The sequence below is a fragment of the Proteus columbae genome (genome assembly GCF_002777965.1).
In the GTDB taxonomy this organism is placed as follows: domain Bacteria; phylum Pseudomonadota; class Gammaproteobacteria; order Enterobacterales; family Enterobacteriaceae; genus Proteus; species Proteus columbae.
Map to the genome: position 1 here is coordinate 44,125 of NZ_NGVR01000029.1, position 20,285 is coordinate 64,409.

A 20,285-nucleotide genomic window follows, 5' to 3' on the forward strand; every position below is an offset into this window, starting at 1 on the left:
GACAATAACCGTAGCGATGTTGAGCGTGGCAACAACGAGTCGGTTTTCTTATTTTATGATGAATAAGAATATAGCCATGATACAGAATAAGTGCGATAGGTCTTGCTCTTATAATGTGTTTTGCAGGAGTTTTCAGCTTGTGCTGTTATTGATTTTATTATTGTTATTTCAGTGTATTGCAATATAACAAAGTGGCTGTTTTGGAATAAAACAGCCACTTTGTATTAGTGTACTTTCTTTATTTCGTTATATAAAGAAGCGTCACCTTCTGGGCGAGTTTTAAAGCGACGATGTAACCACATATATTGGTCTGGTGCGCGTAAAATCTCTTGTTCAACCACTTTATTCATCGCTTTCGCGGTATTTTCCTCATTATCAATAGGAAAATCAGCAACAGGTGGTGAGATAATTAACTCATAACCTTTGCCTTCAGGTAAACGTTTTGGCGTAAATGGAATTAATGCGGGATTGCTGGTTTTTGCCAGAATATAAGTTCCCGTTGTTGTTGCCGCTTTATCAACCGCAAACAAAGGCACAAAAACACTTTTACGTGGACCATAATCATGATCAGGTGCATACCAAATAATTTCACCTGCTTTTAAACCACGGATCATGCCTTTGACATCTTTTCTGTCGATCATAAATTTATTAGAACGTAATCGACCCCATGTTTGTAGCCAATCCATAACGGGATTATCGTTAGGGCGGTAAACACCGACTCCAGGGGTATAAATACCAAAAATCCTAGCACCAAGTTCAAGAGTCAGAAAATGGATGCCAATAAGCAAAATGCCTTGTCCTTTTTCTTGAACCATTGAGATATTTTCAAGTCCGCTGACTTTAAACCAGCGTTTGACACGCCATTCAGGCCAAAACCACGCCATGCCTGTTTCGAATAATCCCATACCAACAGATTCAAAATTTTTATTAACTAAGGCTTCTCGCTCACTTTTCGGCATCTGTGGAAAACAGAGCTCAAGATTACGTTCTGCTATTTGGACGCGTTTTTTTAAAAAAACTTTCGAAAAACGACCTAGGCGTGTACCTAGCCAATAAATGACAGGATAAGGAAGGAGAACCAGAATATAGAGTAATCCGATCCCGAACCAAGTCAGCCAATATTTAGGCTGCAAAAATGATTTTTTAAATGGAGGTGACTTTATCATAAGCCTATCTATTTACTATTTTTCCAATGAATATCTTATATTGTGACATTTTTTAGCGCAGATAAGAAATTTTGTCATAAATTAGGTGAAATTATTTCGATACCTTGTAATGCAGTCACCAATTCGGCAATATTTTTAGCTGTCATTTTGTCCATCACTTTTGCTCGATGAACTTCAACGGTTCTTATTGAAACACAAGCAACTTCTGCAATTTCTCGATTCATTAATCCTTGAATAACATAATAAGCAATGTCTTTTTCTCTTGGGGTTAATGAAGCATAACGGCGACGAATATCATGTGCGGTAAAACGAGTATTGGTTTCAAGAAATGCTGCATCTAAAGCAGATAACAATGCATTGCTATCAACGGGTTTTTGTAGAAAATCGATAGCCCCTTTTTTTATCTCTTCAACGGCCATGGGAATATCGCCATGACCGGTTAAAAAAATCACAGAAAGGGTGCTGTGTTTATCAATTAAATGCTGGTGGACTTGCCTGCCATCGGGTTTTGGCATTCTCATATCTAACAATACAACACCTTGCTGATAGAGATTGACATTGTTGATAAAGAACTCGCTATCATTCCAGACATGAGCTGAATAACCTAAGCTTTCTAATAAAAACTGACAAGCATCAGTGACAGCAAGATCATCATCAACAAGATGAATTGTTGGCATTTTTTCTCCGTTATTTATTTTTGTTAGGGAAAATAAGTGTGATTTTTATTCCAACTTTATTTTGTTCATTCTTTTGGTTTTCAATATGAATATCAGCACCTTGAGAAAGCAATAAACGTTGGCAAATCACCAAACCTAACCCAAGTCCTTCCGTTTTTGTTGTTTGGAATGGGGAAAAGGGCTGTTCAAGTTGGCTGTGGCTCATTCCACCTGCATCGTCTTCAATGACAATAAGCAACCTATCAGGAGCCTTATGGGTGCTAATTTTTAGTACTTTAGCGCCAGCTTGAAGACTATTGGTGATTAAATTCGATAAAATTTGCTCTAATAATGTTTCAGGTAAACACAGGGTATCATGTTCATCAATATGGGTGATCAGTGAAACCTGTGGGTATTTATCTTCTACGCGTAAAAGCTTCCAAATATGTTGGATGCACTCTGCAATATTTTGATGAGAAAGCAAAATGGTATCCGTGTTAGGTGTTTGTTTTCCAACCCATAAACGTAGATTTCTAATGATATCAGCACCGCGTTGCGCTTGCTTATCTATTTGTTGCAATGCAGGTAGCAATGGGTGCGATTCGTTCTCTTTTTTAAGGCGAATAACGCTCCCTTGCGCATAGCTTTTAATGGCAGAAAGAGGCTGATTAAGCTCATGAGCAAACCCTGATGCCATTTCTCCCAATATATTTAAGCGTTGGGCGTGTTCTAACTCTTCCTTTTGCTGTCTTAATCGATTGTGAGCATGTTCCAGTTGGCGACTACGACGCCTAACTAAATAGCTGATCCAGACTTGGTTTAGGATGAGAAAAAGGATAGCAGCCAATGAAAGGCCAATAATAAATTGGTGCTGAATGGCCCAACTTTGCGCATCTTGCCAAAGCTGTCTTTGTCGAGGATGTTGGTTGACTTCCCTTAATAGATTTTCAACTTGTGTATGTGAAGCTGGGGCTCCCCATTTCATTGGTTTACTATCATCGGTGAGTAAAACGCGAGTGACTTTATCAACAAGTTCATCAGGAACAGTATCTAGTGCTGCAAATGACCAATTAGGGTAGAGCGGTGTACTGGTTAAACATGGCGTATTGGTTTGATAGGAAATCACGGGGCGGTAATCACTTTTACGAATAAGCCCTTCACGATCCATATTTTCCAGTAAACAGACGGGAATAATTGCCGCATTAATATCTTCATCTCGTAAGAGATAAAGTAAAGCGTCAGCCGGAAAACCAGTGAAACGTAATGTGAAATCTTTATCAGGATCAATACCTTCTTCTCGTAGCGTTTTGTAACCTAAAAGATAGCCGCCAAAGGCATCAGGTGCGATGGCGCCAACGCGTTTTCCGATTAATTCATGGGCAGAAGTAATCGGGCTATCGTTACGGACGAGAATTAGGCTCCCAATGACATTTCGTGTCGTGTTATCAGGCTCATAGCCAGAACGTAAAGAGAGCAACCAGCGTAATGGAAATGCATTATCTAATTGAACAAATTGCGCAGGATTTGTGAGTAAAAAATCAACATTTTTCTTTGCAACCGCTAACTTCATTTCCTCCAGATTTAATGGCATTAACACAAAGTTTTCTGACGGAAATTGTTCATTTAATGTGTCAACAAGTGGATGCCAGTGTCTTTGAGTGGATGCATCGCCACGTAGTGCTAAAACACCGATTGTCCACTCTTTTGCTGTGGCTTGTAGAGGAAGTACAAAAAAGAGCAGTAATAACCCAATACTTACTGCGTTTCTTATCCCAATTGTCTGTTTTATCGTCATAAATATCTAATGTTAAATATTGTCTTGGATCAAGTTCGCACTTGGTATGTGGTAAACCACAATAGGTGTCGTCTTCAGTAATTTTTACAATGCACTTATAACAAAACACATACTTTTTAATTTCTATTTCCTTCACTCATAGTGAGATTGTGTAATTGAGTGATGCTGGAGACAAATATGGATCTTGGAAAACGAAAATTTTTACAACAATTAGGGGTCCTTACTGCGGGTGCTTCACTGGTTCCTTTAGCTGAAGCCGGCATTAAATTATCACCTGAGCGTCGTGAGGGCTCAGAAGATAAACGCTACGGAATGCTGATTGATTTACGCCGTTGTGTAGGATGCCAGTCCTGTACTGTGAGCTGTAACATCGAAAATCAGACACCTCAAGGACAATTTAGGACGACAGTAAACCAATATCAGGTTGCTATCAAGGGGCAAGAGGGGATAACCAACGTCTTACTGCCTAGATTGTGTAACCATTGTGACGAACCACCTTGTGTGCCAGTTTGTCCTGTTCAAGCGACTTTCCAACGTAAAGACGGCATTGTCGTCGTTGATAATGAGCGTTGTGTTGGTTGTGCTTATTGTGTTCAAGCATGTCCTTATGACGCACGTTTTATTAATCACTCAACACAAACAGCAGATAAATGCACTTTCTGTGCACACCGTCTCGAAGTTGGATTACTGCCAGCGTGCGTTGAATCTTGTGTTGGTGGTGCCCGTATTATCGGCGATATGAAAGATCCTAATAGCACGATCAGCAAGATGCTGCGTACACATGAAAAAGAGCTGAAAGTATTAAAACCAGAAAGCGGCACACTGCCACAAGTTTTCTATCTCGGCCTCGATGATGCATTTGTACAACCGTTAGCAGGTCAAGGACAACCCGCATTATGGCAGCTGGAGGTTCACTCATGATCCCGCAAGTTTCTCAAATTCAAGAAGTCATCGCGATCCCTCAAGAATATTTTTGGTTACCTTGGGCTGTGCAATATTTCTTTTTTATCGGTATTGCTTGTAGTGCAACGCTTTATGCGTGCTGGCAATGCTGGAAAGGCGGTGCAGGTAATCAACGTTTAGAAGCAGTTGCTGTCTTTATTGCGGTAACAGCCGGCATTACGGCACCTCTTGCTTTAACGGCAGATTTACACCAAACAGCACGAGTGTGGCATTTCTATGCTTATCCAACACCGTGGTCTTGGATGGCATGGGGCTCACTGTTACTACCGTTATTCTCAGCATTTAGCATGCTTTACTTTGCCGCGATGGTTGTTCGCTTAGTCTGGAAGCGTGAATACAAATTAACTCGTTGGGTAGCATTAGCTTGTTCATTAACTGCGATTGGTTTGTTGTTATATACAGGTCGTGAAGCCTCTATCTTAAAAGCAAGACCTGTGTTGTATACCTACTGGTTACCAATACTGTTGTTCTTTAGTGCAATGCAAGTACTACCGACATTACTTGCATTAGGCACACGTCGTGAACCTGTACATCAGCGTGAATTAGCGATGTGGTTTGTGAGTTCACTGATGTTATTAGCAGTATGTACGGGCTTTTGGATTGCTGGCGATACGATTTCAGGTCAGGCAATTAGAGAACAATTAGTAATGGGAAGTCTTGGCTGGTGGAGTGCCATGGGCGTTATCGCACTATGGAGTATCTCTGTCGTGATGGGACTTTTGATGGCAAAACAAGCACGTTCGGTTGTGTTTATTACCATCATGGCATTTGTATCAATGGGACTTGCGTGGGTATTACGCTGGTTGATGTTGATGGGTGCTCAATACATTCCAAAATATAACATAATTACAAACCCTTATGAGTTTACGCTAGGTAATGATGGACTGATGGCAATTGTTGGTACATTTGGATTGTGGATAGCGTTAACCATTTTATTTAGAGAAAGTATTCGTTGGGTTGTCAGGAGAGTGCAGCATGGCTAAGTTTACAAGACGTCAATGGCTTAAAGGTGGGTTAGTTATCGGTGGTATTGCCGCATTTGCTGCCAGCTACCGTGATGTTGCTAAACGTGCCATAGATGGTTTAGTTGATGGCACATCAGGCAAAGTGACACTCGATAGGATCAACGGAAACTCTTTATTACCTGAAGGTAAAGTTGTAAAAGACGCTAAATGGCAAGCGAATACAGATCAATCGGTTTGTATGACGCAATGTTTTGGTTGCTGGACACAATGTGGCGTTCGTGCCCGTGTTGATAGAGCAAATAATAAAGTTTTACGTATTGCAGGTAATCCTTATCATCCACTTTCTCATGATCATCATTTTGGCTATAACATGCCAATTAAAGAAGCATTTGAAAAAATGGGTGGTGAAAGTGGTTTAGAAAACCGCTCTACGGCTTGTGCTCGTGGTGCAACTATGATGGAAAGCCTTGATAGCCCAACACGTATTCTTGAACCGATGAAACGCGTGGGTAAACGCGGTGAAGGTAAATGGAAACGCATCAGTTTTGAGCAATTAATTCAAGAAATTGTTGAAGGTGGCGATCTCTTTGGTGAAGGTCATGTTGATGGTTTACGTGCCATTCGTGATTTAGATACTTTAATCGATCCAAAGCAACCGGCTTTAGGCCCTAAAGCTAACCAATTATTAATGACAAATGCGGGTGATGATGGACGTGATACGTTTATTCGTCGCTTTGCTCAAAACTCATTTGGTAGTAAAAACTTTGGTGCTCATGGCTCTTATTGTGGATTAGCGTACCGTGCTGGCTCTGGTGCGTTAATGAACGATTTAGATAAAAATGCCCACGTTAAGCCTGACTGGGATTATGTTGAATTTGCTTTATTCTTAGGAACATCACCCGCACAATCAGGTAACCCATTTAAGCGTCAAGGCCGTCAGTTAGCTAACGCACGAATTCGTGATTCGTTTAATTATGTGGTTGTTGCACCTGCTTTACCTTTAACAACAACATTAGCTAACGATCATGGGCATTGGGTTCCGGTTCAGCCGGGAACGGATGCGGCTTTAGTCATGGGGATGATCCGCTGGATCATTGAAAACAATCGCTATAATGCAGAATATCTGTCAGTACCAAGCGAAGTTTCAATGAAAAATGTGGGTGAGAAGAGCTGGACAAATGCGACTCACCTTGTGATCAGTGATGAAAAACATCCTTTGTCAGGGCAAATGCTGACAACTGCACATTTTAATGATGTTGCAGAAGGCGAAGAGCAAGCCTTAGTTTTATCACTTGAAGGTGAATTAGTTCCATCAACTCAAGTTAATAAAGCACAATTGTTTGCTACGCATACGGTGACATTAAAAACGGGTGCTACCGTTACGGTTAAATCAAGTTTCCAATTACTTGATGAAGCGGCTAAACGTATGACACTGGCAGAATATAGTGAGCGTTGTAAAGTACCAGAAACAACAATCGCTGCATTAGGTCGAGAATTTACCGCTTATGGTCGAAAAGCTGCGGTTATCTCTCATGGCGGTATGATGGGAGGTAATGGTTTCTATACAGCGTGGAGCGTGATTATGCTTAATGCGCTAATAGGTAACTTAAACCTTAAAGGTGGGGTATCTGTTGGTGGCGGTAAGTTTAATGGTGCAACTGATGGCCCATGTTACAAAATGGATAGCTTTAAAGGTAAAGTTAAACCAAAAGGCATGGTGTTATCACGCAGTAAAGTAGCCTATGAAAAATCTGATGAATACCGTGAGCGTGTAGAGAATGGGGGATCCCCATATCCAGCAAAAGCACCTTGGTATCCGTTTGCTGCTGGTCAATTAACGGAGCAACTAGGCTCTGCATTAGCAGGTTATCCTTATTCATTAAAAGCATGGATAACGAATATGACCAATCCTGTTTATGGGATTGCGGGTATTCGCCAAGTGATGGAAGAGCGTTTGAAAGATCCGAAGCATCTACCTTTGATTATTGGTATTGATGCTTTTATGAATGAAACAACAGCGCTGGCAGATTATATTGTTCCTGATACGCATAACTTTGAGAGTTGGGGATTTAGTGCGCCTTGGTCTGGTGTTCAAACTAAAGCAAGTACAGCGCGTTGGCCGATTATTGAACCTCGTGTTGCAAAAACAGCCGATGGTCAGCCAATCTCAATGGAAACATTCTGTATTGCTGTGGCAAAAGCCTTAGATTTGCCAGGTTTTGGTGAGAAAGCAATTGAAGATATGGATGGTAACTTCTATCCAATCAATAGTGCGGAAGATTACTATTTACGTGTTGCCGCTAACATGGCGTTTATGGGGGAAAAACCTGTTGCCCCTGCAACCAATGAAGATATTTTATTAAGTGGTGTCGATCGTATTTTACCTGCGATAACGTCAACGTTAAAAAATGAAGAAGTTCTTCAAGTTGCGTATATCTATACACGAGGTGGTCGTTTTGCCCCTTATGACAAAGCATGGAATGGTGAAGAAACAGGGCCACAGTGGAAAAAGCCATTACAAATCTGGAATGAAGAAGTAGCGAAAAACCATCATGCAATAACAGGTGAACGTTATAGTGGTTGTCCTACTTATTATCCACCACGTTTATCGGATGGTAGTGATATTAATCAGCACTATCCTGAAGAGCAGTGGCCATTAAAATTAATGTCCTTTAAGTCTCATGTGGTGAGTAGTTCAACAGCTATGATCCAGCGTTTAAGAATGGTAAAACCGAGTAACTTAGTCGCAATTAACCCTCAAGATGGTAAAAAATGGGGTGTTAATCATGGTGATAAAGTTCGCATTGTTACACCGGGCGGACAAGTGGAAGCTGAGATTAGCTTACTCGATGGTGTAATGCCGGGCGTTTTAGCAATTGAACATGGATATGGGCATCAAGAGTTAGGCTCTCGCCAACATTACTTAGATGAACAGCCATTACCGATGGATAAAGGCATTGGCAACGGTATCAATCTTAATGATTTAGGGTTTGCCGATCCAACACGACAAATTGCTAATACATGGTTAGATTGGGTATCTGGTGCATCTGTACGTCAAGGTTTACCTGCTAAGATTGAGCGTATAGCTTAATTATCAATTTGGTATTTTAAATAATCACTTCACTCTTTACAAAAAGAAGAGTGAAGTGATTGCACAATCAATCAGTTTTACCTTATCTTTTATAAGATAGAGCTATATCAGTTTAATTATTTTAATATCACATGTACCCTACATACATAATATTATAATAAATTTAAGGTGGACAACACGCATATTAGCCACCTCATTTACAGGGAGTAATAATGGGAATTGGATTCCTTTTTTCTTCTGTTTATTTTTTATAATTGAAATGTAATAGGATTATTTCTCATATATGTATTTTAAAATATTATATATGAAAAATAATTCAATTCGATTTTTTACATTAATCTTTTCGGTAATATGTCTTTTGTGTGAATATACGGTACTACTGCTAATGGACAGTTTCTTAGCAATTTGATGGTTAGGTATTTCATTCATCCAATAATTAATAATTTTTTGCTCTTGTAAACTAAAAATAGAGCATAATGAATGTTTATAGGTTGGAAAGTAAACTTGGCACCGAGACGTGAACAAAGATGTCTTTTCAAGCACCCAAGGAAGTATCTTTTTGGGAAGGATAAAACAGTTATTTGTCAATGCGATAGGTCTTTCTTTGTCTGGATAGTTAGCATCAATGTAAAGGTAAAGACGGCAACTTCTTGTTGAAATAAAAAAAAGTTGCAAATGTGGGCAATGTGCTATTTCTCGACAATATCTTGTGAGATCAATAAATATAATATCTGGCATTGAGTGATTAATATAATTATTGGCTTCTTGTATAGATGATATGTCAATTATTTCATGTCTTACATTTCTCTTCGAAAAATAATGTTTTATACCATTACGAGTAAAAAAACATTCGTCAATAATTAATACTTTCACAAATAACTTCCTTGTTTGTAGCCGTTTTAATTTATTAAAATAAAGATAACTTTATTTTATGTCAATTCGGCTTATATGTTCTTTTTTTGAAGATATATCGAATAAAAAGATTATTATTATTTTTTCATTAAATGAAAGTTGATTTATTAATATTACCAATCATTTTCATACAGTAAGAGCTGGTTTATATATTGATATAAACAATATGTGATAGTAGATTGTAGAGAGATAAAATGAGAACAGGAGTACCAAGTACCCCTGTTTTGCGTTCGCTATCTTTTCTAGATCTTTTTATTAATGTTTGGTGTTGTCTGAAACAGAATCTTCAGATGATTCAATTTTATCAATGCCAGCTTGAAGAATATGAATCAACTGCTTAGCTATGTCTGTTGTGAGCCAAAGTGTCTTATCTACAACTGCGTTTTCTGGATGATGTTCGTTTTCAGGAAGATAATGTAAACGCAACATCATGGCATCGTAGATGTCAACAGTACTGATGTCCCAGCCTACAACAGGATGTGTCTGAATAACTTCATTTTTTCTACTCATAATACCTCCTAATCATACAACCGGTTTTGACTAAGAGAGAAGCTCCCACACAAAGTGGTTACTTTTCAGTATACGAGATTTATCGTGATTAAAAAGATAAATTTTGGTTATAACAAAAAAATGTGTGCTGGCTCTGATAAAAGAGTAATGCACCATTAACAGTCGAACAAATGTTATATGGTGCATTTTAGATAAATATCAAGGGGCAGGATTAATCGACAGTGATATCCCAATGAATATTTTCATTTGCTAAGAAAGGAATTAGTGCCTCATTACCACAAAGGATTTGTGCAGGAGCTTCAACAGTTTTTTCAGTTAATGTGATTGTTCCTTCATTAACGGGTAAACCATAAAAGCGAGGACCATTTAGAGAACAGAAGGCTTCAAAGTGTTGTAATGCATTAAGTTCTTTAAATACGGTTGCGTAGGCTGCCAGTGCGGTTGGAGCATTAAATACCCCAGCACAACCACAAGATGATTCTTTGCGGTGTTGTAAGTGAGGTGCAGAATCTGTACCTAAGAAAAAGCGAGAGTTTCCTGATGCAACAGCTTCTCTTAGTGCTTCTTGGTGAACGTTGCGTTTAAGAATAGGTAAGCAATATAGGTGAGGTTTAACACCACCAACCAACATATGATTGCGGTTAAACATCAAATGTTGCGGAGTAATAGTAGCACCGAGAAATTCATTTCCTTCTAATACATACTGAGCGGCTTCTTTAGTTGTAATATGTTCAAAAACAATCTTTAGCTCAGGAAATTGTTTGCGTACAGGAGTCATAACGCTATCAATGAAACGTGCTTCTCTATCAAAAATATCAATACTTGAAGCGGTTACTTCGCCGTGGATCAGCAATGGCATACCGATTTTTTCCATCACACTTAAGATAGGATAAATCTTTGTGATATCGGATACACCATGACTTGAGTTAGTTGTTGCATTCGCAGGATAAAGTTTACAAGCAGTAAAAACACCTTGTAAGAAACCTTGTTCAACTTCTGAAGGCAATGTGCTATCTGTTAAATAGCAAGTCATTAGCGGTTCGAAGTTATCGTCGGCAGGAATAGCTGCCTTGATGTGATCACGGTAAGTGCGAGCAGCTTCAATCGTTGTAACAGGTGGAACAAGGTTTGGCATGACAATAGCTCTGCCAAAATAGCGACTGGTATAAGGAACAACAGTTTTTAGCATGTCATCATCACGAAAGTGAACATGCCAATCATCAGGACGGCGAATAGTGAGGGTGATAGGTTGTGCAGTGGTCATATACCGGCTCCGTGTGTCTTAGGAAAATCGAAAGATCAAGGATTGGATTGGACTAAATAGTCAAGCCGGAAACGAATGCTAATACGAAAACGATTAAATAGCTACCATTTAATCGCATTTTTTTATTATGTTTTTGGATTTGTGTAAGGTGAAACAGAGAATAAAATCAAAAGGTTACGAGGGTGACACAAAAAGAAATGGCTCCTCCAACTGGACTCGAACCAGTGACATACGGATTAACAGTCCGCCGTTCTACCGACTGAACTATGGAGGAACATCATTAAGTGGCGTGTATCATATAGTGGGTGATTTGATATGTCAAAGGACAATCGATGATATTTGTTTAAGTGCATAGATAAACAACATATTGTGCATTTCTAAAACAGATAATCTAATAATGAGGTAATAAGCACGTTTAAATGGTTATTTTTTTCATACTGAAGAATAAAAATAAAGATAAAAAATAAAGAGATAACGTATTTGAGACAATGCTGAGATCTGAAAAATAAAAGGGATAAAAAATAAGAAAGGTATTGATAATTAAGATAAGGTGAAAAGCAAAAAGCCCGCACTGTAATAGCGCGGGCTTTTCTAAATTTGGCTCCTCCAACTGGACTTGAACCAGTGACATACGGATTAACAGTCCGCCGTTCTACCGACTGAACTATGGAGGAAGCGAGTTCTCGTGAGAACGAGACGGATAATAGCGAGGGTGATGGACTTTGTAAAGTAAAAAAAGTGAAATAATAGTTTAAGTGGTTAAAAAATAACTAATTTATAGTTTTTAAATCAAATAAGGTAGTTTTGAGTTTAAAAAATAGTCAGTAGAACTGTGTTGATTGAAATAGTCTGATAAAAAGACGTTCTTTTATGGATGATTTTGAGTTAACACAGAATAGAAATGGCAAATACATAAGATGAATATGTAAAGGATACAAAGGAAATAAATAAGAAATAAAAAAATAGAGGCGTAAAAATAACTGATGAGTAGAAAGCAAAAAGCCCGCACTATAATAGCGCGGGCTTTTCTAAATTTGGCTCCTCCAACTGGACTTGAACCAGTGACATACGGATTAACAGTCCGCCGTTCTACCGACTGAACTATGGAGGAAGCGAGTTCTCGTGAGAACGAGACGGATAATAGCGAGGGTGATGGACTTTGTAAAGTAAAAAAAGTGAAATAATAGTTTAAGTGGTTAAAAAATAACTAATTTATAGTTTTTAAATCAAATAAGGTAGTTTTGAGTTTAAAAAATAGTCAGTAGAACTGTGTTGATTGAAATAGTCTGATAAAAAGACGTTCTTTTATGGATGATTTTGAGTTAACACAGAATAGAAATGGCAAATACATAAGATGAATATGTAAAGGATACAAAGGAAATAAATAAGAAATAAAAAAATAGAGGCGTAAAAATAACTGATGAGTAGAAAGCAAAAAGCCCGCACTATAATAGCGCGGGCTTTTCTAAATTTGGCTCCTCCAACTGGACTTGAACCAGTGACATACGGATTAACAGTCCGCCGTTCTACCGACTGAACTATGGAGGAAGCGAGTTCTCGTGAGAACGAGGCGAATAATAGCTATCCTCGCTCACCTTGTAAAGTAAAAAAATGAAAAAAATAACTGTTTGCTCAAGAGTGCATCAGATTGTTTCTTTTTTAACAAAAATGTATAAAAAATAAATGGTTATCAGTAGAAATAATATTCGAAATTACATTTCTACTTGCTGAAATGTATCTTACATTGGAAAGAAAAGATAAGACGTTTTTTTAAAAGGAAGTTTTTCATACTGTTTAGTAATACAATCTGACAAATTCAAAGACTAATTGAAGATCCAGAGACGATGGATACTACGAATTTATCAGTACCGATGGTATTAGAGTTTGAGCAATTTAAAAAAACACTTCTTCTATATACAAAAGATAAAGAAGGGGGATGGGATACCGCTGTTTCTGGTTTAGCGTTATGTCGATATACTTCTATTACAGAGTCAGAAGGCTGGATGTATGAACCTAGTTTGGCTATTGCTGCGCAAGGTGCAAAGCGGATAACGATAGGGCTAGAGACAAATTGTTATCGTCCTATGAATATGCTTCTAACATCATCAGAAATACCAACCTTTGCTAAAGTTTGTGAAGCTTCAAAAGAAACGCCTTTTTTGGCAATATTGCTAAAATTAGACCTCGCTCTATTACCTGAACTGCTAGCTGAAAATAAGTTTGAATTGCTACAAGAGAATAACGAGATCCGAGCTCAACAAATTGTTCAGGCAACCGCGCCAATCTTACAAGCAGTAACAAGGCTTATAAAATTAATAAATACACCAGAAGATGCGCCTTTTATTGCTCCTTTGATCCAAAAAGAGATCCTTTATTACTTATTACGTTCGAATGATGGGGCGCGTCAGCAACTATTAGCATCACAGCATCCTCAGTGTCGGCAAATTAGTCATGCTCTTGATTGGATTAAACAACATTATTGCGAAACAATTCGAATTGAAGATCTTACGACATTAGTGGGTATGAGCACCTCATCATTTCATTTTCACTTTAAAAATCGAACGGGTATGACGCCGTTGCAATATCAAAAATGGCTACGACTAAATGAAGCAAGAAGGATCATGCTGATTGAAATGAGTGACGTTTCTGAAGCGGCATTTATTGTGGGTTATGAAAGCCCCTCACAGTTTAGTCGTGAATATCAGCGATTATTTGGGTTATCGCCCTTAAAAGATATTCAACGATTAAAAATATCAGGAACAGAAAGGATATCTTAGGATTATTAGGCAAGAATAATGGAGAAATGAGTTAAGGCAGCAATAGCTAATTGCGTTACAGTTTGCTTATTAAATATATGTATACAAGGAGTTTAGAAGTGACTAATGTTTTTATTATTAATGCTGCAAAAGAGTTTGATGGTTCTGAAGGGAAGCTCAACGATCATTTAACGCAAGTCGCCACAGAATTGTTGTCTTCGCATCAGATAAATGTGCAATCAACACGTATTGATGATGGTTATGATAATGATGAAGAAGTTGATAAATACTTATGGGCTGATGTCATTATTTATCAAATGCCAGCATGGTGGATGGAAGGTCCTTGGATCTTAAAAAAATATATTGATGATGTATTTAGTGCTGGGTACGGCAAAATGTATATTGATGATGGTCGTACACGAAAAGATCCTTCGAAAAAATATGGTTCTGGTGGATTATTACAAGGTAAAAAGTATCTTCTTTCTGTAACTTGGAATGCACCTTTTGAATCTTTTGAAGAACAAGAACAGTTTTTTGAAGGAAAAGGGATTGATGCTGTCTATTTCCCATTCCATAAAGCGAACCAATTTTTAGGCTTGGAAGGATTAAAAACTTTTGGAATGTTTGATGTGGTGAAACAACCGCAAATAGAACAAGATGTTGAAGCGTATAAAAAACATCTAAAACACGAAATTGTTGGAATAGCAGGTTAGGTATTTATCTTGCTAGATATAAATTAGCTATCTATTAATCAATCAAGATAACAATCCAGATTGGATTTAGGTCGCTGATTTAGGTGATAGCTAATTTAGATAATAAGAACGCAGAAAGCAAAAAGCCCGCACTGTAATAGCGCGGGCTTTTCTAAATTTGGCTCCTCCAACTGGACTTGAACCAGTGACATACGGATTAACAGTCCGCCGTTCTACCGACTGAACTATGGAGGAAGCGAGTTCTCGTGAGAACGAGGCGCATAATAACGATGATATATCAGAGTGTCAACGTTAAAAGTGGATTAAATATCTGTTTGGTTGGTTTATCAACAAAGTGGCTAAATAATAGAAGTTATTCTCCGTGTTTTTGTGTGTAACACGGAGAATCAATTAGGCTTGAGGGGATAATTGTGACGCTGAAATTGATTGTTGAACAGGATCAAATGCCATTAAGTACACATCGTAAAAATGAATTTCTTGTTTTTTACTAATAATCTCGCGAATGTCTTCTTTTATTTGTTTAGATATTGCAGGGTGCTGATGGATTTCATTTATGGCTTCATCAGAGAGCTTTTCAAAGGTATACCATTCACCGTTATAGCAAACTCTCAAATCGAGAACACCAATATCTTCAAATTTATAGATAGGTTTTATATCAAATAACAAGACACCAGCCATAACTAAGAACATTACAGTAAAGAGAACGAGCGAGATAACACCAAAATAAGGTGAATAAATTAATAACGCAGCGAGCAATATATAAGAGAGAACCATGCTGATACATAACCAGATATGGTTTTTTAAAAACTGACTATTAAAATGTGGTTTCCCGTCTCTTTTTTCTGCCTTATTGATCCGGTCTAAATCACGCTCTAAGATTTCTTTTAATACATTCATTGTAAACACCTTAAGAGATGAATGTTGCAAACTTGTTTCTTATTACTAGATTATCACGGGGACAAGATAAGCGGGTAGAACAGTTTTTTTAAATTACGGACATTAACTGTTATTGTTAGACCATTAAGAATATTCTTAGTTGTTGTTAATAATAGAGATAAAATATCAAATAAATTTTATGCACAGTGATAAAAATAGAGGAAGAATTGTATTTTTAATGTGCAATTCGCATTTTTTTAATCTTTAGACGCATAAAACTATTGCTATTAAACTTGTCTCATGCGTTAATGAGTAAGGCCTCAATACAGACCTGATTTATGATTGACATTCTAAGTTAATGAGTTTTAAACAGCATCGCTTTTTGACCGTTTTCTTCATGTGTGCCCATAAGTTATAGGTAGTTCAGGCCAGTAGATGCCGAGAAGGCAACGTTTTATTGATATATAGGAAAGTCACATGTCTGACAAAATGAAAGGTCAAGTTAAGTGGTTCAACGAGTCTAAAGGCTTTGGTTTTATTACTCCAGCAGACGGAAGCAAAGACGTATTCGTTCACTTTTCTGCCATTCAAGGTAACGGTTTCAAAACTCTGGCTGAAGGTCAGAACGTAGAATTCACAATTGAAAACGGTGCAAAAGGTCCAGCAGCTGCTAACGTAACAGCTCTGTAATTTAAAGCCTTTTAAAAATTTTCTTCAAGCCTGTCACCTTATGGTGGCAGGCTTTTTCTTTATGGGTAAAATAAAGGAAAAGAGAATGATAATATTTATCAGGAGAGAAAATGCAGGTTAATGATAGCGTTGTTGTGAAAACTGATGGTATTGACGATCGTGAAGGAACTATCCTACTCATCGAAGAATTTAATGAAGGCATAATGTATTTGGTATCACTTCCTGAATATCCAAAAGGAATTTGGTTTTTTAATGAAAAAGAGGGCGGTGAAGGAACATTTGTTAGGCCAATACAGCAAAAGTGACTGACGTTTAGGTATGGTTCATTTACATTTTTAAATCAGCTAATTATACTTTCGCCAAATTTTAGTTAGGAGAAAACACCTTGGAGACACAAAGTTGTAGGTTAATGATAACCCCATTAACTGAGAATAATTTTATTCGAAATAATAGGTAAGCTGTTTTCTTCACTAAAACTGCTTACCATTTTGGTGGGCAGTGCGTTGTAATATTCCTTTCTTATATATTCCTACTATGCACTTACCCAAATGATTTCCCTTATGCAGCTAAAACAAGAAGGGTAACTTCATGTGCTACATTTTTTTCTCTCTATTTCCTCCACCTGAGGCGATGAATTAATTTCAACACTCTGAAATATCAGAGCAAAATTTTCATATCGATTTTAATCATCATGTAGAGGAAATAAACATGACAATGACGCCTTATATTTTTAATCTCGTTATTGCAATGTGTCTTGGTGCTTTGATTGGTGCCGAACGTCAATGGCGACAAAGAATGGCTGGTTTAAGAACAAATGCTTTAGTTGCAACTGGTGCGGCTGTTTTTATTTTAAGTTCGATAGAAACTTCGCCAGATAGCCCTGGTCGAATCGCCGCTCAAGTTGTTTCAGGTATTGGCTTTCTTGGTGCTGGTGTGATTATGCGTGAAGGAATGAATATACGCGGACTTAATACAGCCGCAACACTTTGGTGTTCAGCAGGAATTGGTGTGTTATGTGGCTTAGGCTTATATCAATTGGCGACCATAGCAACACTTCTTATTCTTTGTGCGAATATTTTACTACGAGAAGCTGCTCAGCGGATAAACGCTCAACCTCAACATCAAGCGATAGATATTGAGCAACGTTACTCAATACGAATTATTTGTCATGAAGAAGATGAAGTTTTAGTTAGAACACTCATTTTACAGGCAATAAATGGATTGCATGTGCGATTACAGTCTTTAAGCAGTGCTGATACATTGATGCCTAGCCAGCTGGAAGTTTGTGCAGAATTACTTGCAACACCTGTCGAGCAAAAAGAGATAGAAGCGATTGTTTGCCGGGTAAGTTTAGAAAAGAGTGTCAGTGCAATTAATTGGAAGATAGCGGCAGAGCACCCCGCTTGACGGATTTTTTTAAGATAATGTCTTCTAAGTGAGATGCCCTATATTCAATATAGGGCACTTTTTTTTCGTATAGAGACTAGATAGATATCAAATTACAAAGTTATTTCAAAAGAGAATATGAATATTGATAAAAGTTATAAAGAATATAACTTTGTAATTTTTAAGTAATAGAACTGTATATATCAAGCTGTTGTGTCGTCGATTATGTTTATTCTACCTGCCACATGTTGTTGTCTGTTCTTAGTAAACCATTCACTTTTGTCTACCTAAGCCTCAAATTATTAAGGTCATCAACATAATACTTAATTCTAAAACTCACTTCTCTGATGAGAATAATGAGATTTTAGTTATGCGTTACGTATTATTACTGATATATAGAAATAAAGTATTTTATTTATGTAATTATTATTTTTGTAACTATTACTTTATGGAATAAAAAATAGAAAAATGTATTCAAAAAAAACTAATTAAAGTGAGCAATAGGGTGGAATATATTCATTTTCGTTTTAATAAAAACAAACATTTTTACCTAAATTGATTAATGTACAATTATTTATATTGTGGTAAACCCGTATATTATGAGTTATGAATGAAAAATGCTGAACCGCATTTGGGTATATTTTGCGTGATTTCTCATCTTTATTAATCGTTCTTTTTAGACCGATTTGATTTATCTCTGTTTATTTTGTTTTTAATAAATAAAAAAAACTAAAATCAAGTAAGCGATTGCTACCCATGGTTTACTTATTAAATGAGGTACTTAGGAGTATTGTAGGACAAAAAGTCGTTATTAAGGGGCTTAGAGTAGTATAGAATTTTGGGTGAAAATCGATGTTTTCCATTGATTATATTGGATTTTTTTTTAATACCTAAATTATACTCTCAAATTATTTCAATGTATTTGGCGAAAATTTTATCAATATTTTCTGTCGCATTTAATTTAAGTTTCATTTTTTGAGTAATGTTTTTAATTTAATCAAATTAGACTGCCAAAAAATGGGAAAGAATTCAGGAAAATGGTGAGTTTAGACCGCTACAGTAAAGCTGATGAATTGCTGTGGTATGTTGTTTGTAATCACTAATCAATGATGAATGAAAATCTTTTGAAAAATTGTAGGATTTTTTGTAAAGGTCATGTAGAGAAATTGATACCAATAAGTAATCTTATAATAAGAGTAGAAAAACCACACCACTCTTTCCATTCAATAAAATAATAATTTCAAAATTATATGGTTTATAACTTTGTCAAGGATGTAAATCTTACTTATTACAGAAGGAGAATTATCTTAGTATGAAATAGATGTGTCATTGGCATTTTCTGTGAAAATATATATAAAGGATAATTGTGATACTGACCTTTTTCGATTTACCAAAAAAGATAAAAACAACTATAAGAGGAGCACTAAGTTAAAAAATTGTCGGTATAAAAGGGTGAACAATCATTTCATAAAAAACGATGTAACTCATTTCAATAGAACTGAAAGCAATACACGAAGTATTTGTATTCACACTGTGAATAATCTCAATTATTACTTTTGAAAAATATGGTTACAATATTTTTCAAAACCTTCCTTTTCCAAAAATTTAGAACATTTTTGAGGTATAGAATACTAAGCACTGTTATTGTTTTTTAAGATTAATCTAATAAATGAGATATAAGTCTTGATTATTTAGATACACCAATATTTTTATTAGGTTTTGATAGAGAAGAAAAGTCTTTTTAAACGCAAAATTACTCATAAAAAGGGTAATAAAATGAGTCAAATTAGTGGTTAGAATAGAGGAATATTTAGAGATATATTTTTGCGCTTTAAGTAAAGATATACCGATATTTGAATCCTTATACTCTCCTAAGCCTGTCAACATCAACTTTTGTTAAGTAATGGTGTTGCTACGAAGTCAGCACTTTTGGTTCTGTAATGCCTTGAGACTTGTGCTAGCTAGGTTGAAAGAAAGAGGCTAACCGCATGATAAAAGGAAAAGTGAAACAATGTTCATCATTTGTGAGAGTAAAACAAATTGCTGTTGGAGGTGGTTTTGGGGCTAAAAGGTAACATTTGATATTTTTTAGTTTACGCTGGTGCTAATAGAATAATCAATAAGATGTTATTTTGATCATATTTGTTTTCTTGCCTTTACATTGAAAAAGTTGATGTATACAAGTGTTAACTTTAGGTTGCCATATTTGCCATTACAACCCTTTACTGTGTTGAGATAATGTGGATAACAGAAAAAACAGAATTTATATTCTGTATTATTATTTTATGAATTAATTACTTTATATTGGAGATTTTGGGATCTTTTTTTATGAAATTGAAATTTATATTTCAAAAAATGTCTTTTTTTATAATAAAAGAGGTCGTCTTATATAAGACATGATTTACGAATCTGCTTTTTTCTTTATATTTTTTACTGGTTATTATATTTTCAATTAACTGTAGATTATTTAATTAATATATATCTATATACAGTTAAAAATAAGAGAATTTTAATTTTGTTTTTATATTCATAAATTATGACT

Annotated in this window: 15 protein-coding genes and 5 tRNA genes; 8 read left to right on the forward strand and 12 right to left on the reverse strand. The window is 36.5% G+C overall.

Annotated elements, in window-relative coordinates; all coding sequences use genetic code 11:
- Positions 1-224: 224 nt before the first annotated feature.
- The 3 genes from CBE70_RS15720 to ttrS all read right to left on the reverse strand — a co-directional run bounded on the left by CBE70_RS15720 (position 225) and on the right by ttrS (position 3,617).
- Complete coding sequence (locus tag CBE70_RS15720) at positions 225-1,166, reverse strand: Kdo(2)-lipid IV(A) acyltransferase (RefSeq protein WP_100160057.1); 942 nt, start codon at positions 1,164-1,166, stop codon at positions 225-227.
- Positions 1,167-1,240: 74 nt separating this feature from the next.
- Positions 1,241-1,843 carry a tetrathionate respiration response regulator TtrR gene (gene ttrR / locus CBE70_RS15725; protein ID WP_100160058.1) on the reverse strand — a complete coding sequence of 201 codons (603 nt, stop codon included), beginning with the start codon at positions 1,841-1,843 and terminating at the stop codon, positions 1,241-1,243.
- 10 nt (positions 1,844-1,853) lie between these two features.
- Positions 1,854-3,617, reverse strand: a complete 1,764-nt coding sequence (ttrS, locus tag CBE70_RS15730) for a tetrathionate respiration histidine kinase TtrS (protein WP_100160059.1) — start codon at positions 3,615-3,617, stop codon at positions 1,854-1,856.
- Positions 3,618-3,794: 177 nt separating this feature from the next.
- On the opposite strand from ttrS, the gene ttrB reads away from it, so the two are divergent.
- Genes ttrB through ttrA form a run of 3 tightly spaced genes read left to right on the forward strand, consistent with a single transcriptional unit; the run spans position 3,795 to position 8,636 of the window.
- The gene (gene ttrB / locus CBE70_RS15735; RefSeq protein ID WP_100160060.1) at positions 3,795-4,538 is read left to right on the forward strand and encodes a tetrathionate reductase subunit TtrB; all 744 of its coding nucleotides are present in this window, start codon (positions 3,795-3,797) and stop codon (positions 4,536-4,538) included.
- Positions 4,535-5,563, forward strand: a complete 1,029-nt coding sequence (ttrC, locus tag CBE70_RS15740) for a tetrathionate reductase subunit TtrC (RefSeq protein ID WP_100160061.1) — start codon at positions 4,535-4,537, stop codon at positions 5,561-5,563. Before ttrB ends, ttrC begins: the two co-directional genes overlap by 4 nt.
- The gene (ttrA, locus tag CBE70_RS15745; RefSeq protein WP_100160062.1) at positions 5,556-8,636 is read left to right on the forward strand and encodes a tetrathionate reductase subunit TtrA; all 3,081 of its coding nucleotides are present in this window, start codon (positions 5,556-5,558) and stop codon (positions 8,634-8,636) included. The genes ttrC and ttrA overlap by 8 nt, the downstream gene beginning before the upstream one ends.
- 270 nt (positions 8,637-8,906) lie before the next feature.
- On the opposite strand, the gene CBE70_RS15750 is transcribed toward ttrA, so the two are convergent.
- From CBE70_RS15750 to CBE70_RS15780, 7 genes are all read right to left on the reverse strand, one after another.
- Complete coding sequence (locus CBE70_RS15750) at positions 8,907-9,509, reverse strand: response regulator transcription factor (RefSeq protein ID WP_100160063.1); 603 nt, start codon at positions 9,507-9,509, stop codon at positions 8,907-8,909.
- A 294-nt stretch (positions 9,510-9,803) separates the two neighbouring features.
- Positions 9,804-10,058, reverse strand: a complete 255-nt coding sequence (gene bssS, locus CBE70_RS15755) for a biofilm formation regulator BssS (protein ID WP_064720401.1) — start codon at positions 10,056-10,058, stop codon at positions 9,804-9,806.
- Between the two features lie 211 nt (positions 10,059-10,269).
- The gene (gene pyrC, locus CBE70_RS15760; RefSeq protein ID WP_100160064.1) at positions 10,270-11,322 is read right to left on the reverse strand and encodes a dihydroorotase; all 1,053 of its coding nucleotides are present in this window, start codon (positions 11,320-11,322) and stop codon (positions 10,270-10,272) included.
- Between the two features lie 198 nt (positions 11,323-11,520).
- A tRNA-Asn gene (locus CBE70_RS15765) sits at positions 11,521-11,596 on the reverse strand.
- Positions 11,597-11,920: 324 nt separating this feature from the next.
- Positions 11,921-11,996, reverse strand: a tRNA-Asn gene (locus tag CBE70_RS15770).
- A 361-nt stretch (positions 11,997-12,357) separates the two neighbouring features.
- Positions 12,358-12,433 (reverse strand) — tRNA-Asn (locus tag CBE70_RS15775).
- 361 nt (positions 12,434-12,794) lie between these two features.
- Positions 12,795-12,870: transfer RNA gene (locus CBE70_RS15780), tRNA-Asn, on the reverse strand.
- A gap of 296 nt (positions 12,871-13,166) precedes the next feature.
- Between CBE70_RS15780 and CBE70_RS15785 the strand changes: the two genes are divergently transcribed.
- Both CBE70_RS15785 and CBE70_RS15790 read left to right on the forward strand, forming a co-directional pair.
- Positions 13,167-14,099 carry an AraC family transcriptional regulator gene (locus CBE70_RS15785; protein WP_232797414.1) on the forward strand — a complete coding sequence of 311 codons (933 nt, stop codon included), beginning with the start codon at positions 13,167-13,169 and terminating at the stop codon, positions 14,097-14,099.
- 98 nt (positions 14,100-14,197) lie between these two features.
- Positions 14,198-14,791 (forward strand): NAD(P)H-dependent oxidoreductase, encoded by a 594-nt coding sequence (locus CBE70_RS15790; RefSeq protein ID WP_100160065.1) that lies wholly within the window; start codon positions 14,198-14,200, stop codon positions 14,789-14,791.
- Between the two features lie 158 nt (positions 14,792-14,949).
- Here the strand turns inward: CBE70_RS15790 and CBE70_RS15795 are convergent.
- Positions 14,950-15,025 (reverse strand) — tRNA-Asn (locus CBE70_RS15795).
- Between the two features lie 156 nt (positions 15,026-15,181).
- Positions 15,182-15,688: a YlaC family protein gene (locus tag CBE70_RS15800; protein WP_100160066.1), complete on the reverse strand. Its 507-nt coding sequence runs from the start codon at positions 15,686-15,688 to the stop codon at positions 15,182-15,184.
- Between the two features lie 456 nt (positions 15,689-16,144).
- Here CBE70_RS15800 and cspE point away from each other — a divergent pair, with 456 nt between their 5' ends.
- The 3 genes from cspE (at position 16,145) to CBE70_RS15815 (ending at position 17,764) form a co-directional block, all read left to right on the forward strand.
- On the forward strand, positions 16,145-16,357 hold the full coding sequence (gene cspE, locus CBE70_RS15805; protein ID WP_004243573.1) for a transcription antiterminator/RNA stability regulator CspE: 213 nt from the start codon (positions 16,145-16,147) through the stop codon (positions 16,355-16,357).
- 110 nt (positions 16,358-16,467) lie between these two features.
- The gene (gene dsrB, locus CBE70_RS15810) at positions 16,468-16,662 is read left to right on the forward strand and encodes a protein DsrB (RefSeq protein ID WP_075673852.1); all 195 of its coding nucleotides are present in this window, start codon (positions 16,468-16,470) and stop codon (positions 16,660-16,662) included.
- A gap of 403 nt (positions 16,663-17,065) precedes the next feature.
- Positions 17,066-17,764 carry an MgtC family protein gene (locus CBE70_RS15815; protein WP_100160067.1) on the forward strand — a complete coding sequence of 233 codons (699 nt, stop codon included), beginning with the start codon at positions 17,066-17,068 and terminating at the stop codon, positions 17,762-17,764.
- The last annotated feature ends 2,521 nt before the right edge of the window (positions 17,765-20,285 follow it).